Below are 17,305 nucleotides of genomic sequence, written 5' to 3' on the forward strand. Positions count from 1 at the left end.
TGGCGAGGGCCGGGGAGCGAGATGCTCCCCGGCCCTCGCCGCCTCTGTGTGACCGCTTCTGACCAGGTCGGATCGACCTCGCTTCGTTCGCGGTCGGATGTACGACGGTGTTATCGGTCTGTCGTACGAGACCTCATACCAGAGCGGGACGCTCACCGTATGAGTTTGTCAACTGCCCACCGCACATGATGCGCTGGCGACTACTGTCAGTGGCCGTCGGGAAACAGGGCGGATCAAGGGAGCGGGGGCCGGCACGTGCAGGCGCAGGGCGGACGAGGGAGTCGACGCGACGGGGATCCCCGCTGCCCGCACGCCACCGACGCCGACCAGGGCGCGGTCGCCGACTTGGGTGCCAAGGCCTCAGGCACGGGCGGCCGGGCCGGTGAGGCCGCTGCCGCCGTCGGTGGCGCGGGCGTTGGGGAAGGCGGGGCTCGTGGTGCCGGGGTCCACGCCCCGGGCCGGCACGCCGGCCCCGGTGGCGCGGAGGCCGGGCGGAAGCGAGGGGAGTCCGGGCGTACGGCCCGGGGCGCGCGCAAGCGGCCACGTGAACCCGGACGCACCCCCGCGAGCCCCCCTGGCACCCAGGCCCGACGGACCAGTACGAGGACACCGATGTCTCACCTCCGCGCCCCGGCCGCACGCGCAGACCGCCGTGAGGGCGGGCGGCACGGACGGCCCGCCGTCCGCACCGCACCCGCGCTGCCCGAGACCCACATACGGCCCCAGCTGCTGCGTCTCGCGGTGCTGCCCCCGGTCGCCGTCGCTCTCAGCGGCTGCGCCGCCGTCCTCTTCACCGTCCGGTCCACCGGAGCGCGGCCGGGCCTCATCCTGTGGGCCGTGCTCGGCGGCGCGGTCTTCGTGGCCCTCGTCGGCATCGCGGTCGCAGCGGTCGCCGCCAACCGGGCCGCCCGGTCCGTGCACGACCGCATCGGTGTGCTGCGCCGCAGCACCGCCCGGCGCGAGGCCGACCTGCGCACCCTCGTCGAGACGCTGCGCCGCGGCGACGGGCCGCCCCCACTCGCACTGCAGAGCCGGCCCGACGGCCCCGCCGAGGACGCCGACGACTTCGACCTCCTCTCCGCCGACCTGTCCCGCGCGCACGACGGCGCCGTCACCGCCGTGGTGCAGGCCTCCCAGCTCTCCAGCCAGGCCGGCAGCGAACAGAAGCTGGAGGTGTTCGTCAACCTCGCCCGGCGCCTTCAGTCGCTGGTGCACCGCGAGATCTCCATCCTCGACGAGCTGGAGAACGAGATGGAGGACCCCGACCTGCTCAAGGGGCTCTTCCACGTCGACCACCTCGCCACCCGCATCCGCCGCCACGCCGAGAACCTCGCCGTGCTCGGCGGGGCCGTCTCCCGCCGCCAGTGGAGCAACCCCGTCTCCATGACCGAGGTGCTGCGCTCGGCCATCGCCGAGGTCGAGCAGTACTCGCGCGTCAAACTGGTGCCACCGATCGACGGGCAGCTGCGCGGCCACGCCGTCGCCGACGTCATCCATCTCCTGGCCGAACTCGTCGAGAACGCCACGGTGTTCTCCGCCCCGCACACCCAGGTCCTGCTGCGCGCCAACCTCGTCACCTCCGGGCTCGCCGTGGAGGTCGAGGACCGCGGACTGGGCATGCCCCTGGAGGAGCAGACGCGGATGAACGCGCTGCTCGCCGACCCCGACCAGGTGAACGTCGCCCGGCTGCTCGCGGACGGCCGCATCGGGTTGTTCGTCGTCTCCCAGCTCGCCCGGCGGCACGGCATCACCGTCCGCCTCCAGACCAACATCTACGGCGGAGTGCAGGCGGTGCTCGTCGTGCCGCAGGCGCTGCTGGGAGCGGAGCCGGGGGCGGGGACGCCCGGGGGAGCGGGGCAGCCGACGGCGGGAGCGGCAGGAGCGACAGGAGCGGCCGGTACAGGGCATCCAGCCGCGCCGCGGCGGCCGGATGGGCAGGCCGGGCTGCCCGGCCTGCCCGGGCGAAACGGGACCGAGAGCGGCCCCGGCGGCAGCACCGGTCCGGGCGCGTCCGGAGGGCAAGCCCCGTTCGGGAGCGCCGACTTCGGAGTTTCGTCCGTGCCGCTGCCCGCGTCCGGAGCAGGGACCTCGGCCGCTCTCCCCCCTCCCGCGGCGTCCCGAGGACACGAGCAGAATGCCGAATTCAGTCCGGGCGACAGTGCGCAGGGCGGCGGCCGGCCCGCGCCCCTGCCCGTGCGCGGGGCCCGTAGGGAGCGCCCCACCCCGGCCGAGGCACGGCCCGGTATCAGTCCCGACGACCGGCGGGTGCTCGCCGAGAACGTCACCGAGCCGCCCACTCCTCGCAACGGCACCGTCCGCGGCACCATGGGCAAACCCCAACTGCCCCGCCGCCGCGCCCAGGAGCACATCGCGCCCCAGCTGCGTGACGGCCCGACGCCACGCCAGGACCCCGAGCACCTCGTGGGACACGACCCCGGTCTGATGGCGGCCTTCCAACGCGGCATCAGTCTCGCGGAGGCCCAGCAGAACATGGAGGCCGGGAACACGGAGTGGGGCGACACGGAGGCGGCCCCCACGGAGTCCGCCTACACGGAGTCCGCCTACACGGAGTCCGCCTACACGGAGTCCGCCTACATGGGCTCCGCATCCATGGACACCTCCAACATGGGCTCCTCACCCATGGACACCTCCAACCTGGGCTCCGCACCCATGGGCCGCGCCAACATGGACTCCGCCCCCGCGGACCCGGTCTCCTCCGGCTCCGCACACCGGGACCCGATGCCCGTCCGGCCGGTCCACCTCGAGGCGCTCCCCTCGGAGCCGTCCTCCTCGACCAGGCCGGGGGCCGGGTCCCGTTCCGACCACCGCACGACCACCACCCGGCAGGACGGGAGCGCACCCGCCGGATGACCACCCCCCTCTCCACCCCCCCCCCCAGCGCTCCCGTAGACCTTCGTACCCCAAGGAGTCGATCCACCATGGCGAGCGATGCGCCGACCGCCCATGTTTCCGATCTCGACTGGCTGATGAGCGGCCTCGTACAGCGCGTACCGCACACGAGCGCCGCGGTGCTGCTGTCCTGCGACGGCCTGGTGAAATCCGTGCACGGCCTCGACCCGGACAGCGCCGACCACATGGCCGCCCTGGCCTCCGGCCTGTACTCCCTCGGCCGCAGCGCGGGAGTCCGCTTCGGCGACGGCGGCGACGTGCGGCAGGTCGTCGTCGAGCTCGCCTCGACCCTGCTGTTCGTCACCACCGCCGGCTCCGGCACCTGCCTGGCCGTGCTCGCCGGCCGCGAGGCCGACGCGGCCGTGCTGGGCTACGAGATGGCCATGCTGGTCAAGAGCGTCCGCCCCTACCTGGTGACCGCTCCCCGGCAGTCCGTCGAATCCCCGGCGATGAGGCCTTGAGCGTGACGGCGGCCGGTGACGGGCCCTGGCTCGACGACGCGGCCGGGCGGCTGGTGCGGCCGTTCACGGTCAGCAACGGCCGCACCCGTCCGACCGTCGCGCTCGACCTCGTGTCGCAGGTGATGGCCACCGGGGCGACCCCCCTCGGCTATCTCGGCCCCGAACACGCGCAGGCGCTCGAACGGTGCCGGGTGCCCGTCGCCGTCGCGGAGGTCGCCGCCCATCTCAAACTGCCGGTGGCCGTCACCAAGGTGCTGCTGGCGGACCTCGTCGACTGCGGGGCGCTGACCACCAAGCCCCCCGCGTTCCACCACAACCCGACGGACCGGGCCCTTCTGGAGGCAGTGCTCGATGGACTACGACGACAGCTCTGACTACACCGACGGACCGGGCCACGGCGCCGACCCGTTCCCCACCGCGCTGAAGATCCTGGTGGCGGGCGGGTTCGGCGTGGGCAAGACGACCTTCGTCGGCGCGGTCAGCGAGATCGCGCCGCTCAGCACGGAGGAGCTGCTCACCACCGTCAGCGCCGCGACCGACAACCTCGACGGCATCGAGAACAAGGTCGAGACGACCGTGGCCATGGACTTCGGCCGCATCACCCTCGACCCGGAACACGTGCTGTACCTGTTCGGCACACCCGGGCAGGAGCGCTTCTGGTTCATGTGGGACGAGTTGTGCGAGGGCGCGCTCGGCGCGGTCATCCTCGCCGACACCCGTCGGCTGGAGGAGTGTTTCGCCGCCGTCGACTTCTTCGAACAGCGTGGCCTCGGCTTCATCGTCGCCGTCAACGAGTTCGACGGTGCCTACCGCTACGACCCCGAGGAGGTGCGCGGCGCGCTGGATCTGTCCGCGGACGTTCCCGTCGTGTGCTGCGACGCTCGGATCTCCAGCTCCGGGGTCCAGACCCTGCTGACCCTGGTACGCCATCTCATCGCACATACTCCGGCCCCCGCGACGGAGTATGGCGCCCACACGTGATCCCCTCACACCCGCCACGGAGTTCATATATGACGCAAGCCCACTGCCCAGGAGCTCGCCCATGACCTACGACCCGCCGCGCCCGGCCGGTCGTCTGCTGCTCACCCCCGAGGACAAGGAGGCTCCCGCCCGCACTCGCCGTCTGCGCCGACTGGGACTGGGGGAGCGCCCCGAACCCGCACTCGACGCCTTCGCGCACCGCCTCGCCGAGCTCACCGGGGCGCCGTACGCCATGGTCAACCTCCCCGACGAGCACGGGCAGTTCTACGCGGGTCTGTTCGTGCCGGCCGTCGCGCCGGTGGTGCGCAGCGACGGCACCAGCCCGCGCCTCGGCCGTGCCCTGCCCCGCGACCACGGCTTCTGCCCCCATGTGGTGGCACGCCGCAAGGCCCTCGCCCTGGAGGACGTCGGCGACTATCCGCGGTTCGCGGGCAACCCGGTGGTCGACGAGTTCGGCATCCGCTCCTATCTGGGGGCGCCGCTCATCGACGGCACCGGCCTGGTGCTGGGCACGGTCAGCGTCGCGGACGTCGAGCCGCGCCCGTGGGGGAAGCCCGGCCTGACGGCGATCAAGGAGCACGCCGCGCTGCTCGTCGTGGAGCTGGAGAGCCGGGACGGCCTGCCGCCCTACTGAAGCCCGGCGGCGGGACCCCGGGGGCGTGAAGGAAAGCTGAGGCGGCGCTTAAGAAATCCTCGATGGACCGGTCGGCCGCCGTACGGCAGATTGCAGTGCGATCCCACTCCTCTCCCGGCCCAGGGGTTCCTCCGGCACGCCCGGAGCCGGGACTCACCCTCAGGAGCCATAGCGGTGAAGGCGCTGGTCAAGCAGAAGGCGGAGCCCGGGCTGTGGCTCGTGGACGTCCCGGAGCCCGAGGTCGGTCCCGGCGATGTACTGATCAAGGTGCTGCGCACCGGAATCTGCGGTACCGACCTGCACATCCGGGCCTGGGACGGCTGGGCCCAGCAGGCGATCAACACCCCGCTCGTGCTCGGGCACGAGTTCGTCGGGGAGGTCGTCGAGACCGGGCGGGACGTCACCGGCATCGGCATCGGCGACCGGGTGAGCGGCGAGGGTCATCTGGTGTGCGGCAAGTGCCGCAACTGCCTGGCCGGGCGCCGGCACCTGTGCCGGGCGACCGTGGGGCTCGGGGTGGGCCGGGACGGGGCGTTCGCCGAGTACGTCGCGCTGCCCGCCGCCAACGTGTGGGTGCACCGGATCCCGGTGGACCTCGACGTGGCTGCGATCTTCGACCCGTTCGGCAACGCCGTGCACACCGCGCTGTCCTTCCCGCTGGTCGGCGAGGACGTCCTGATCACCGGCGCCGGCCCCATCGGCCTGATGGCCGCTGCCGTGGCCCGGCACGCCGGTGCCCGCAACGTCGTGATCACCGACGTCAGCGCGGAGCGGCTGGAGCTGGCCCGCAAGATCGGTGTCAGCCTCGCGCTCGACGTCTCCGGCTCTTCGATCGCCGACGGGCAGCGCACCCTCGGGCTGCGTGAGGGGTTCGACATCGGCCTGGAGATGTCCGGCCGCCCCGAGGCCATGCGCGACATGATCGCCAACATGACGCACGGTGGCCGGATCGCGATGCTCGGACTGCCCGCGCAGGAGTTCCCGGTCGACTGGGCCCGCGTCGTCACCTCGATGATCACGATCAAGGGCATCTACGGCCGGGAGATGTTCGAGACCTGGTACGCGATGTCCGTGCTCCTGGAGGGTGGCCTGGACCTCGCGCCCGTGATCACCGGCCGCTACGGCCACCGCGACTTCGAGGCGGCGTTCGCCGACGCGGCGAGCGGCCGCGGCGGCAAGGTCATCCTCGACTGGACCGCGTAACTCCCCCTCACCGCAAGCACCTCAGGAGCTTCTCCCATGTTCGACTCCGTGCGCGACGACCTGCGCGCCACCCTCGACGAGATCCGCGCCGCCGGCCTGCACAAGCCCGAGCGCGTGATCGGCACCCCGCAGTCCGCGACCGTAAACGTCACCGCGGGCGGCCGCCCCGGCGAGGTCCTCAACTTCTGCGCCAACAACTACCTGGGCCTGGCCGACCACCCCGAGGTCGTCGCCGCGGCCCACGAGGCCCTGGACCGCTGGGGCTACGGCATGGCCTCGGTCCGCTTCATCTGCGGCACCCAGGAGGTGCACAAGGAGCTGGAGGCGCGGCTGTCGGCGTTCCTGGGCCAGGAGGACACGATCCTGTACTCCTCCTGCTTCGACGCCAACGGTGGCGTGTTCGAGACGCTGCTCGGCCCCGAGGACGCGGTCATCTCCGACGCCCTCAACCACGCCTCCATCATCGACGGCATCCGCCTGTCCAAGGCCCGCCGCCTGCGCTACGCCAACCGCGACCTGGCCGAACTGGAGGCCCGGCTCAAGGAGGCCTGCGACGCGCGCCGCCGCCTGATCGTCACCGACGGCGTCTTCTCCATGGACGGCTACGTGGCCCCGCTGCGCGAGATCTGCGACCTCGCTGACCGATACGACGCGATGGTCATGGTCGACGACTCCCACGCCGTCGGTTTCGTGGGCCCCGGCGGCCGCGGCACGCCCGAGCTGCACGGCGTCATGGACCGCGTCGACATCATCACCGGCACCCTCGGCAAGGCCCTCGGCGGCGCGTCCGGCGGCTACGTCGCCGCCCGCGCCGAGATCGTCGCCCTGCTGCGCCAGCGCTCGCGTCCGTACCTGTTCTCCAACACGCTCGCCCCGGTGATCGCGGCGGCCTCGCTGAAGGTCCTCGACCTGCTGGAGGCGGCGGACGACCTGCGCGTCCAACTGGCCGACAACACGGCCCTGTTCCGCCGCCGCATGACCGAGGAGGGCTTCGACGTCCTCCCCGGCGACCACGCCATCGCCCCGGTGATGATCGGCGACGCGGCGGTCGCCGGACGCATGGCGGAGCTGCTGCTGGAGCGCGGCGTCTACGTCATCGGCTTCTCCTACCCGGTCGTGCCGCAGGGCCAGGCCCGCATCCGCGTCCAGCTGTCCGCCGCGCACTCCACGGACGACGTCAACCGCGCCGTCGACGCCTTCGTGGCGGCACGGGCGGAGCTGGAGGGCTGACCGGCAGCACCCGGCACATTTGAGACAATCGATCGCATGATCGAAGCGCGGCGGCTCCACATCCTCCGGGCGGTGGCCGACCACCGTACGGTGACGGCGGCTGCCGCCGCGCTGTACCTCACCCCCTCGGCCGTCTCCCAGCAGCTCGCCGCCCTGGAGCAGGAGACCGGCTACCGGCTCGTCGAGCGCGGCGCGAAGGGCGTACGGCTGACCCCGGCCGGCGAGATCCTGCTCAGCCACACCAACGCGGTCCTCGCACAGCTGGAGCGGGCCGAGGCCGAGCTCGCCGCGTACAGCTCGGGTGCGGCCGGCACCGTCACGGTCGCCTCCTTCGCCACCGGCATCGCCCTGGTCGTCGCGCCCGCCGTGGCCCGCCTCGCCGAGTCGGCGCCCGGCATCCGCATCCGCGTCCAGGACGCCGAGGGCGATGCCAGCCTGCCCATGGTGCTGGACCGGCAGGTCGACGTCGCCGTCGCCGTCGAGTACCGCGGAGCTCCGCCGGCCGACGACCCCCGCCTGACCCACGTACCGCTGTACGCCGAGCCGTTCGACGCGGTCGTCCCGCTCAGCCACCGTCTGGCCGACGTCAGCGAGGTGTCGCTCGCCGACCTGGCCAAGGACTCGTGGATCGGCCAGTACCCCGGCAACCCCTGCCACGACGTGGTGATCCTGGCCTGCGAGAACGCCGGATTCCAGCCCCGCATGGAGCACTGCTCGGACGACTTCCGCGCGGTCGTCGCCCTCGCCTCGGCCGACGCGGGCGTCGCCCTGGTGCCGCGCTCGGCGCTGCGCGGCATGGACCTGACCGGGGTGGTCGTACGCCCTGTCGACGGGACGGCCCCCACCCGCCGGGTCTTCGCCGCCGTACGCAGGGGAGCCGAGGAGCACCCCCTCATCCGCCCGGTGCTGGACGCGCTCGGCGCGGCGGCCCGGGTGTGAGCGGCGCGTAACGCGCTCGTCTCATATCCGGGATAGCGTCCCGGATGTGAGAAACGACGAGGCGGACCCCGTCGACGCGCGGCTGGGCGCACGCCTGGCCGAGCTGCGGGCCGAACACGGCTGGTCCCTGGGAGAGCTGGCGGACCGCAGCGGGGTGAGCCGGTCCACCCTGTCCCGGGCCGAGCGGGCGGAGACCAGCCCGACGGCCGCGCTCCTGAACCGCCTGTGCGCCGTCTACGGGCGCACCATGTCCCAGCTGCTCAGCGAGGTCGAGGCGGAACCGGAAGCCGTGGTGCGCTCCGCCGGGCAGCCCGTCTGGCAGGACCGGACCTCCGGCTTCGCCCGGCGGTCCGTGTCACCCCCGCACCCCGCCCTGCGCGGCGAACTGGTCGAGGCCCGCCTCGCACCCGGCGCCGACATCGCCTACGACCGTCCACCCGTGGCCGGGCTGGAGCAGCACATCTGGATCCTGGAAGGGGCTCTCGACGTGACCGAGCAGGACACCGAACACCGCCTCGGCACCGGGGACTGCCTGCGGATGCGGGTGTGGGGCCCGACCCGGTTCCGGTGCGCGGATCCCGAGGGCGTCCGGTACCTGCTGGCGGTGGTGCGGCCGTGATCCGACTGGACGCAGCTCAACTGCTCGAACACGCAGGGGAGTTGGCCGATCTGCTGGCCGGCACCGTGAACGGTGGTGCATCGGTGGGCTTTCTCGCCCCGCTCGGCCGCGCGCAGGCCCTGGCCTGGTGGCGGGAGCGGGCCGCGGACGTCGCGGCGGGCCGGCTCGTCGTCTGGGCGGCGCTCGACGGGGACCGGGTGCTCGGCACGGTGAGCCTGTCCTTCCCGGGCAAGGCCAACAGCCGTCACCGTGCCGAGCTCGTGAAGCTGATGGTGCACCCGGAGGCCCGTGGGCGCGGCCTGGGCCGCGGGCTCCTGGCCACGGCGGAGGCCGCGGCCCAGTCGGCCGGCATCACCCTCCTGCACCTGGACACCGAGACCGGCAGCCCCGCCGAGCATCTGTACCGGTCCGCCGGCTGGACCCGGGCCGGTGCGATCCCCGACTACGCGGCGGACCCCGGCGGAGTGCTGCGTCCGACGACGATCTACTACAAGCACGTACCGGCAACCGCTCTCACCAGGTGATTGTCGGTGGGAACCGATACCGTGCCTGCCATGCCGGATGCCGAAGACGTACGACGGATCGCCCTGTCCCTGCCGGACACGACGGAGAAGATCGCCTGGAGCATGCCCACGTTCCGGGTCGCGGGAAAGATGTTCGCCACGCTGCCGGAGGACGAGACCTCCATCGCCGTACGCTGCCCCAAGGAGGAGCGGAACGAACTGGTGCTCGCCGAGCCGGGGAAGTTCTGGATCGCCGACCACGAATCCCAGTTCGCCTGGGTGCGGGCCAGGCTCGAAGCCATCGAGGACGAGGGCGAGTTGCGGGACATCCTCGCCGACTCCTGGCGCCAGGCGGCCCCGACCCGGCTCCTGGAGGCCCACCCCCGGCTCGGCCTGCCGGCGCAGTGACGTCCGCCCGGTCTCACACCCGGGCAGCTGCCCCGGCGAAGCCCCCGATGCGCTCCCGCAGCGACCGGGCGTCGAGACCGTGGGCGGCGACGTGCTCCTCCAACTGCCCGTAGCGCCGCAGCTCTTGACGGCCAACGCCCAGCCCGAGGACCCGGTGCGGCACATCGGACAGGGCGTCGTTCGCGGCGGCCGTCGAGGTGCCCGCCAGGTAGGGCTCGACGAGGACGACGTCCGTCCCGGCCGCCTCGGTGGCCCGCCGCAGGGCGGCGCCGTCGAAGGGTCGGACGGTGGTCGCGTACAGGACGGTCACGTCCAGCCCCTCGGTGGCCGCGAGTACGGCGTCGAGCATCGGCCCGACGGCGACCACCACGCCGGAGCGTCCCTCGCGGACCGTACGGAAGCGCTCGCCGTCGACCGGCAGCGCCTGTCCGTTGGCCTGTACGGACAGCCGTACGTACACCTTGTCGTCGCCCGCGGCGACCGCGTGCCGCAGCAGCGTCTCGGCCTCGTCCGGGTGCCCCGGCACGTGCACCGTCCAGCCGTCCAGGGTGTCGAGCAGCGCCACGTCGCCCGGCGCCATGTGCGTGTAGCCCCCGGCCGGCCAGTCGAAGGAGGCGGCGGCGCTCACCAGCACCGCCCCCGCGTCCTGGTGTCCGAGGTCCAGCTTGACCTGTTCGAACGGCCGCTCCACGAGGAAGCTGGCGAAGGTGTGCACGACGGGCCGCAGTCCCGTCAGTGCCAGTCCCGCCGCCGCCCCGACCAGGAGCTGCTCGCGGATGCCGACGTCGACGACCCGGCCGGGATGGCGGCGGGCGGCCTCCGCGAAGCCGTCCGTGCCGATCGCGGCGAGGACCACGGCGACACGGGGATCCTCGTCGAGGAGCCGGGTGACGACAGGGGCGAAGCGGTCACGCATGGTGTCCATGGGGAGAGGTTCCTTTCGGTGCGGGGTTCAGGCGGACTTCGGCTCGACCCGGGCCACGACCACGTGCGGGCGGCCCGGGTGCGGCGCGGTGAAGGCGGCGTACAGGGCGTCGTGGTCACGGCCGTCGACGGTCAGCGCGGACCAGCCCGCCGCCTCGAAGCGGGCGGCGATCCCGCCGGGCCGCGCATAGGCGGCGGAGGCGTTGTCGACGACGACGGTGTGCAGCCGGTCGAGCCCGGCCGGACCGGCGAAGGCGATCGCCTCGTGGTTGCTGCCCTCGTCCAGCTCGGCGTCTCCGATCAGCGCCCACACCCGCGGCTCGTCGAGCCCTTGGGCGCGCAGCCCCAGCGCCGTACCGACGGCGATGGGCAGCCCGTGCCCCAGCGATCCGCTGCCGATCTCGGCCCCCGGCACGAGCGTCCGGTCGGGATGGTGGCCGAGTGGGGAGTCGTAGCAGCCGAAGCCGGGCAGCCACTCCACCGGCAGGAATCCCTTGGCGGCGAGCACGGCGTAGTACGCCATCGGGCCGTGCCCCTTCGACAGCAGGAACCGGTCCCGCCCCGGGTCCTCCCGGCCCTTTGGGCTCACCCGCAGCACCCGGTCGTAGAGGACCCACAGCACGTCCAGCGTGGACGTCGCGGCCGGGCCGTGCTTCTCGTCACCGGTCATCAGGCTCATCAGCCCCGGCAGATCGGCATAGGTGTACGTGTGCGTCAGTGTCGCGTCGGTCATGACGACGAGCGTGCAACCTCAATCAAACTTGAGGTCAAGTGGTGTCCCCCGGAAACGGATGCGCGATCAGCGGTGCGAGTGCGGTATTGTTTCCCTGCGCGTTCGGCCGGGGGAATCCCCAGGTCAGACGGGCAACGGGACGTGGCGCAGCTTGGTAGCGCACTTGACTGGGGGTCAAGGGGTCGCAGGTTCAAATCCTGTCGTCCCGACAGAATCGATGAGCGGGTCCGCCGGTATCGGCGGGCCCGCTCATCGCGTCGGGGGCCGGCCGACGTCAGCCGCCACCGTCCAGGTCGTCGCGTCGGCGCACGATCTCCAGCTCATGGCCGTCGAGCCGCATCTCGTACAGCTTGCCGCGGGCGTTCTCGAAAGGCCGGTGGAGGATCATCATCAGCCGGCCGTCGAAGGTGTGGAAGAGCATGCCGTGGCCGCTGTCGTCGCGGACCAGCGGACGGCGCTGCTCCCACGGTCCCGCGAGGTCCCCCGATCCGGACACGGCGTAGGTCTGCACATAGCCGCCGCTGACCGTGCCGTCCTGACCGGCCACGTTCTTCTCGTAGGTCGACCACAGCATGAGCAGAGAGCCCTCGGGCGTGCGGTACAGCTGAGGGCCGTCGGTGATGTACGGCGGGAGCTGGTGCGGGACACCGGCGGGGATCTGCTCGGCGGTCCACGGCGCGTCCGAGGCCTTGAAGAGGAACACCGGATCGCCGGCCGTGCGGGACAGGTCCGGGGTCAGACGGACCGCCTCCATCGTTCCGTCGATGGTCTGCAGCCACTCGTGCGCGTACACCATCCAGGGATGCCCGGACGGGTCGACGTACAGCGTGCCGTCCAGGGTCATGAGATGTTCGGGCGGGACCGGGCGCGACGGGTCGAGCACCCGGAAGGGGCCGAGCAGGGAGTCGGAGACCGCCGTGATCGTGCCGCGCATGTGGGTCGGGGTCCGGAAGGGCACACCCCACTGGTTCGGCGGCGGAACCGGAAGCGGCCGGTCCGCGTTGTGCAGCGTCGTGAACAGGTAGTACCTGCCGTCCCACGCGTGCACCTCCGGTGCCCACGCGCCGTCCGTGGCCCAGATGCCCTCCTGCCCGGCCGTCACGAAGACCACCACCGGGGGCGTCCAGTCGCGCAGGTCATGGCTGCGGTAGACCATCGTGCCGGTGCCGTCCACGCCCGACACCGAGGGAACGTTGGACGTGTACAGGTGGTAGGTGCGCGTCGCGTCGTCGGCGACGACGAACGGGTCGTGCAGCGGCATGTCGGGAAGCTGCATCGGCGGAGGTCCTTTCCTGACCGCCCGGGGCGGTCAGATCACGCAGCCCGCATGCGCCAGCGCCTGCTTCAGCAGCACCCCGTGCCCGCCCGGCATCTCGCTCTGCACCGCCTCCGAGACGGCCTCCTGCGGGCTGAACCACACCAGGTCGAGGGCGTCCTGCCGGGGCCGGCAGTCACCCGTCACCGGCACGATGTAGGCGAGGGACACCGCGTGCTGGCGCGGGTCGTGGTACGGCGTGATGCCGTGCGTCGGGAAGTACTCCGCGACCGTGAACGGCTGGAGCGACGCCGGGACCCGGGGCAGCGCGACCGGGCCGAGGTCCTTCTCCAGATGGCGCAGGAGGGCGTCGCGGACGCGTTCGTGGTGCAGCACGCGGCCGGAGACGAGCGTCCGGCTGACCGTACCGTCGGGGCCGATGCGCAGCAGCAGGCCGACGCTGGTGACTTCGCCGCTGTCGTCGACGCGGACCGGGACGGCCTCGACGTACAGGATCGGCATGCGGGCGCGTGTCATCTCCAGTTCGTCGGAGGACAGCCAGCCGGGCGTGGTTTCGGTCATGTCAGACATTGCTTGATCATACTTTCAGCCGTTCGGACTTCCTGGGTAGCCGCTCCTGGAGAACTGTGACCGGCCCCACGCCTGTTCAATCGTCCTCCGGCCCGTCGGTCTGCAGCCGGTAGACCCGCAGGGCGTTGTCCCGCCCGGCCCACCGGGCGATCCGCAGCGCGTCAGGCAGGGCCAGTTCGTCGGCGTCCACCCGCTCCTGGAGCAGGCCCGCCAGGCCCTGCCGGAAGGCGAGCGCCCCGAGGTGATGGAACTCGGGCACACCGTAGGCGTCGGAGCTGTACAGGAGTTTGCGGAACGGTGTGATCTCCAGGGCCTCCGCGAGGACCGCACCGGCCCGGGCGGGGCCGACGTAGTGCAGGGTGAGGCCGACGTCGAGATACACCTGCTCGAAGACCGCCGCCAGGTAGGCGGCCTGTCGCTGGTAGGGCCAGCAGTGCAGGAGCAGGACGGGGACCGTGCCGGCGGTGAGGTGCAGCCAGTCCGTGAGGAGTGCCGGGTCGGCGCGGTGCAGCCGGATGTCGTCGTCGCCGAACCCGGTGTGCAGCTGGAGCGGCAGGCCGAGATCGACGGCCGTCCACAGCAGGTGCCGCACGAGGACCGGGTCGTCGAGACGCCCGCCCCGTACGAGCCAGCGCCGGGCCGCCTCGGTGACCTCCGCGTCCGGGGGACGGGCCGGGTCCAGGCCGAAGCAGGCGCAGATCGCCGTCAAGGGAGCCGAGGGCGTCGGTGGTGACGACGGAGTCGTCCGCCAGGAACGTGTCGAACACCGGGGACATGCCGACGCCCCAGGCCGCCGCGGCGGCGAGCCGGGCCGGGCCGTCGGGACGGTCTTCACCCGGCCGATGCCCGCGGTGTCGACGTAGGCCAGCACCACACCGTGCACGCCCCGGCCGGCGAGCTCGCCGCTCAGCGCGGTGGCCCGCTCGACATCGCCGGGACGGCCGCCGGGCACAGGATCGGCCAGGGTGGTCATACGTCCTCCGCGGTTCTCCTGGTTCCTCTCCGGCGAAGGCGGTGCCGTCAGGGTTTCACGGCCACCGCGCCGTACTGCGGCACCAGCACGGCCGATCCGGGCCCGGCGCGCCACTGCCCGCACGACACCATGCCCGGTTCGAGCACCTCGAGCCCCTCGAAGAACGCGGCGATGTCCGCGCCGCTGCGGGCGGTGATCGGGGGAGTGGCGTTCTCGTTCCAGAACTTCATCGCCGGGATCTGGCCCGCGCCGCCGAGCTCGTCGTCGAAGGTGGGGTGGGTGAGGACGAGGAAGCTGCCGGACGGCACCGCGGCCATCACCCGGCGCACGATGTCCCGGGCCTTCTCGACGTCGAGGACGAAGTTGAGGATGCCCAGCATCATCACGGCGACGGGCTGCGTGAAGTCGAGGGTGTGCCCCGCCCGTTCGACGATGGCGTCCGGGTCGTGCACATCGGCGTCGATGTAGGCGGTGACGCCGTCGTGGGTGCCGGTGAGCAGGGTGCGGGCGTGCACCAGCACGATGGGGTCGTTGTCGACGTAGACGATGCGGGAGTCGGGCGCGAGCCGCTGGGCGATCTCGTGGGTGTTGTCCGCCGTCGGCAGTCCCGTGCCGATGTCGAGGAACTGCCGTACCCCGCGCTCACCGGCGAGGAACGACACGGCCCGGCCGAGGAAGTCGCGGTCCGCCCGGGCGATGTCCCGGATGATCGGGAACATGCCGGCGACGTGCTCGCCGACGTGCTGGTCGACCTCGTAGTTGTCCTTGCCGCCGATCCAGTAGTTCCACACGCGCGCGTTGTGCGCCACACCGGTGTTCAGTCTCGCCGACCCTCCCGAAGGGGTGTGGCCATCACTCACGACTCGTCCTCTCCTCGCACGCCCGACCGGAACCGGTCGTCGCCGCCATTGTGCCGCTCCGATGATCACGCTGTCCCGGGAATCGGCGGAGCGGGCACGGCGGTCGGCGCCGGCGGCTCGCAGAGGGTCGATCGCCGTGCCGGACGGCTCAGTTGGGGCTCGGGGCGGGGGACTTCCCGGCCAGGACGTCCTTGAGCCGCTGGGTGCCCTGCTGCACGGCCTGCTGCGCGGAGTCGTTCTCGTCCCCGTCGAGCCCGCCCGCCGTGACGGTGATCGCGTCGTCACCGACGCGCACGGCGGCGACGTCCAGGGTCAGCGTCGCGTCGTCGCCGCCGGCCGAGCCCTGCACCGTCACGCGCAGACCCTGACGGGCGTCGCCCACCTTGGGCAGGGAGATCTCGATGACCTGGACGGTGCGCTTCTCAGTGCCGTCGGTCACGGTGAACCGGTCGCACTTCTCCGGCAGGGTGCCCAGCCAGTTCAGGGAGTCCTGCGGGTCGGTCCGGTCGTAGGAGGCGACCTGGTACAGCAGGCGGGAGTCGCCCTGCTGGAAGCCGCGCAGCTCGGACGCGCCCGACGGCCTGCCCAGCAGATCGTCGTCGAACAGCGAGTCGAGGAGCCGCTGGCAGTCGGACGCCTGGGCCTTGGCGGTGAGGAAGTCGGAGACGTCGACGGTGCCGATGAGCAGGCTGTCGTGCCAGTTCTCGGCCTCCGTGTCCTTCACCTGCGTCCAGTCGTCCTCGATGTCCGCCTCGGTGATCAGCGCGGTCCGGGCGCCGTCCGTGGAGAGGGTGGCGGTGGGAGAGGGGGTCTGCCGCTCTCCCGCGACCTGTGACGCGGTGACGCCCCGGACGCGCGAGCCGTCCGTGCCGCCGTCGTCCGAGCAGGCGGCGGTGCAGAGCAGCGTGCCTGCCGCCAGGGCGGGGGAGAGAACGCGGACGAGCCGGGACGGACGACGGGTCATCGGGAGTGCCTCCTGAGAACGTGACGCGTGTCCTCAGCGCACCACCGGCGCCGCGCGCCCACCACCGGCACCGGACCGTTCGGGTGAGCGCCGCCGGGGCGCCCGGGGCTCACGTTCCGGGCCGGGCGTGCCCGTTCTGCCAGGCCCGGGCCGCGATCCCGACGCGGTTCCGGGCGGCCGGCTTGAGCGGGACGCCGGACAGTCCCGGAAGCCGCGCACGGCGGTGGCTTCGGCATCGTCGGCCTCACGGAACGGGTGACGGCGCTGGGAGGCGTGCTGCCCGCGGGGCCGCGTGCCGGCGGGGGAGCCGGGTGGCGGGTGCGGGCTGTGTTTTCCGGCGGGGAAGCAGGGACGGCCGTGGGGACGGCTCTGGGGACGGCTCGACTCCTGGCGCCGGCACCCGCATCCGCTGTTCAATGAGGCTGCACACACTGCACGTGCCGTTCGAGCGGAGGAGCCGCCCGTGTCACCCGCCGTCGTGCCGCCTGTCGGCGCGCGCATCCGGCAGGCGCGCCTGGAGCGCGGTACGAGCCTGCGCGCGCTGGCCCGGGAGGTCGGCGTGTCGCCCAGTCTCGTGTCGCAGATCGAGACCGGCAAGAGCCAGCCCTCGGTCAGCACGCTGTACGCGATCACGACGGCCCTGGGCATCTCCGTCGAGTCCCTCTTCGACATCCGGGAGAGCGCCGTCGCGTCCTCGCCCGGTGCGTCACCGGGCACCGTGCCGCACGCTCTGGCCGCCCTGGCCGCCGATCCGGGGCGGCGGATCGGGCCGCTGGTCGGCGCGGGCGGGCGGGAGGCGCTGGAGCTGGACTCGGGGGTCGTGTGGGAGCGGCTCGGGCGGGTGCCGGGCGCGCAGGCCGACTTCCTGCTGGTGACGTACCGGCCCGGCGGCTCCTCCTCGGGCTCCGGCGCGCTGATGCGGCACCCGGGCACGGAGTACGGCTATCTCACCTCCGGGGAGCTGGTCCTCACCCTCGGATTCGAGGAGTACACGGTGCGGCCCGGCGATTCCGTCTGCTTCGAGTCGACGACACCCCACCGCTACCGCAACGATGGAGAGGTACCGGCGGTGGGCGTCTGGTTCGTGTCGGGCGATGTTCAGTGACACTTGACACCC

At 72.5% G+C, this 17,305-nt stretch carries 19 protein-coding genes and 1 tRNA gene; 13 read left to right on the plus strand and 7 right to left on the minus strand.

Going from position 1 to position 17,305, the window contains the following annotated elements:
* Positions 1 to 612 precede the first annotated feature (612 nt).
* From A4E84_RS34850 to A4E84_RS34900, 11 genes are all read left to right on the plus strand, one after another.
* Positions 613 to 2,871, plus strand: a complete 2,259-nt coding sequence (locus tag A4E84_RS34850) for an ATP-binding protein (RefSeq protein WP_062930367.1) — start codon at positions 613 to 615, stop codon at positions 2,869 to 2,871.
* A gap of 68 nt (positions 2,872 to 2,939) precedes the next feature.
* Positions 2,940 to 3,371 (plus strand): roadblock/LC7 domain-containing protein, encoded by a 432-nt coding sequence (locus A4E84_RS34855; protein WP_031135180.1) that lies wholly within the window; start codon positions 2,940 to 2,942, stop codon positions 3,369 to 3,371.
* A 2-nt stretch (positions 3,372 to 3,373) separates the two neighbouring features.
* Positions 3,374 to 3,745, plus strand: a complete 372-nt coding sequence (locus A4E84_RS34860; RefSeq protein ID WP_062930368.1) for a DUF742 domain-containing protein — start codon at positions 3,374 to 3,376, stop codon at positions 3,743 to 3,745.
* On the plus strand, positions 3,723 to 4,352 hold the full coding sequence (locus A4E84_RS34865; protein WP_062930369.1) for a GTP-binding protein: 630 nt from the start codon (positions 3,723 to 3,725) through the stop codon (positions 4,350 to 4,352). The genes A4E84_RS34860 and A4E84_RS34865 overlap by 23 nt, the downstream gene beginning before the upstream one ends.
* A 61-nt stretch (positions 4,353 to 4,413) precedes the next feature.
* Positions 4,414 to 4,986, plus strand: coding sequence for a GAF domain-containing protein (locus tag A4E84_RS34870; RefSeq protein WP_062930370.1), 573 nt, complete (start codon positions 4,414 to 4,416; stop codon positions 4,984 to 4,986).
* Positions 4,987 to 5,160: 174 nt separating this feature from the next.
* A complete protein-coding gene (gene tdh / locus A4E84_RS34875; RefSeq protein ID WP_062930371.1) occupies positions 5,161 to 6,189 on the plus strand; it encodes an L-threonine 3-dehydrogenase in 1,029 nt (342 codons plus the stop codon).
* A 36-nt stretch (positions 6,190 to 6,225) separates the two neighbouring features.
* Positions 6,226 to 7,419 carry a glycine C-acetyltransferase gene (locus tag A4E84_RS34880; protein WP_062930372.1) on the plus strand — a complete coding sequence of 398 codons (1,194 nt, stop codon included), beginning with the start codon at positions 6,226 to 6,228 and terminating at the stop codon, positions 7,417 to 7,419.
* Positions 7,420 to 7,455: 36 nt separating this feature from the next.
* Positions 7,456 to 8,358 carry a LysR family transcriptional regulator gene (locus A4E84_RS34885; protein WP_062930373.1) on the plus strand — a complete coding sequence of 301 codons (903 nt, stop codon included), beginning with the start codon at positions 7,456 to 7,458 and terminating at the stop codon, positions 8,356 to 8,358.
* A 46-nt stretch (positions 8,359 to 8,404) separates the two neighbouring features.
* Positions 8,405 to 8,977 (plus strand): helix-turn-helix domain-containing protein, encoded by a 573-nt coding sequence (locus A4E84_RS34890; protein WP_062930374.1) that lies wholly within the window; start codon positions 8,405 to 8,407, stop codon positions 8,975 to 8,977.
* Complete coding sequence (locus A4E84_RS34895) at positions 8,974 to 9,501, plus strand: GNAT family N-acetyltransferase (RefSeq protein WP_062930375.1); 528 nt, start codon at positions 8,974 to 8,976, stop codon at positions 9,499 to 9,501. Before A4E84_RS34890 ends, A4E84_RS34895 begins: the two co-directional genes overlap by 4 nt.
* A 30-nt stretch (positions 9,502 to 9,531) precedes the next feature.
* Positions 9,532 to 9,888, plus strand: a complete 357-nt coding sequence (locus A4E84_RS34900; protein ID WP_062930376.1) for an MmcQ/YjbR family DNA-binding protein — start codon at positions 9,532 to 9,534, stop codon at positions 9,886 to 9,888.
* A gap of 13 nt (positions 9,889 to 9,901) precedes the next feature.
* On the opposite strand, the gene A4E84_RS34905 is transcribed toward A4E84_RS34900, so the two are convergent.
* Together A4E84_RS34905 and A4E84_RS34910 are read right to left on the minus strand one after the other, a co-directional pair.
* Positions 9,902 to 10,813, minus strand: coding sequence for a transketolase family protein (locus tag A4E84_RS34905; RefSeq protein WP_062930377.1), 912 nt, complete (start codon positions 10,811 to 10,813; stop codon positions 9,902 to 9,904).
* Positions 10,814 to 10,840: 27 nt separating this feature from the next.
* Complete coding sequence (locus A4E84_RS34910; RefSeq protein WP_062930378.1) at positions 10,841 to 11,545, minus strand: thiamine pyrophosphate-dependent enzyme; 705 nt, start codon at positions 11,543 to 11,545, stop codon at positions 10,841 to 10,843.
* Positions 11,546 to 11,680: 135 nt separating this feature from the next.
* Between A4E84_RS34910 and A4E84_RS34915 the strand changes: the two genes are divergently transcribed.
* Positions 11,681 to 11,754: transfer RNA gene (locus tag A4E84_RS34915), tRNA-Pro, on the plus strand.
* Between the two features lie 65 nt (positions 11,755 to 11,819).
* Here the strand turns inward: A4E84_RS34915 and A4E84_RS34920 are convergent.
* From A4E84_RS34920 to A4E84_RS34940, 5 genes are all read right to left on the minus strand, one after another.
* Entirely contained in the window at positions 11,820 to 12,821 is a 1,002-nt protein-coding gene (locus A4E84_RS34920) for a glycoside hydrolase family 43 protein (protein ID WP_062930379.1), read from the minus strand.
* A gap of 33 nt (positions 12,822 to 12,854) precedes the next feature.
* Positions 12,855 to 13,382, minus strand: coding sequence for an NUDIX hydrolase family protein (locus A4E84_RS34925; RefSeq protein WP_062931732.1), 528 nt, complete (start codon positions 13,380 to 13,382; stop codon positions 12,855 to 12,857).
* Between the two features lie 85 nt (positions 13,383 to 13,467).
* Complete coding sequence (locus A4E84_RS34930; protein WP_237305043.1) at positions 13,468 to 14,364, minus strand: amidohydrolase family protein; 897 nt, start codon at positions 14,362 to 14,364, stop codon at positions 13,468 to 13,470.
* A 47-nt stretch (positions 14,365 to 14,411) separates the two neighbouring features.
* Positions 14,412 to 15,224 (minus strand): SAM-dependent methyltransferase, encoded by an 813-nt coding sequence (locus tag A4E84_RS34935; protein WP_062930380.1) that lies wholly within the window; start codon positions 15,222 to 15,224, stop codon positions 14,412 to 14,414.
* Positions 15,225 to 15,372: 148 nt separating this feature from the next.
* Complete coding sequence (locus tag A4E84_RS34940; RefSeq protein WP_062930381.1) at positions 15,373 to 16,188, minus strand: hypothetical protein; 816 nt, start codon at positions 16,186 to 16,188, stop codon at positions 15,373 to 15,375.
* Between the two features lie 463 nt (positions 16,189 to 16,651).
* Between A4E84_RS34940 and A4E84_RS34945 the strand changes: the two genes are divergently transcribed.
* On the plus strand, positions 16,652 to 17,293 hold the full coding sequence (locus A4E84_RS34945) for a helix-turn-helix domain-containing protein (RefSeq protein ID WP_062930382.1): 642 nt from the start codon (positions 16,652 to 16,654) through the stop codon (positions 17,291 to 17,293).
* The last annotated feature ends 12 nt before the right edge of the window (positions 17,294 to 17,305 follow it).

Origin of the sequence: Streptomyces qaidamensis (assembly GCF_001611795.1) — a bacterium.
Taxonomy (GTDB): Bacteria; Actinomycetota; Actinomycetes; order Streptomycetales; family Streptomycetaceae; genus Streptomyces; species Streptomyces qaidamensis.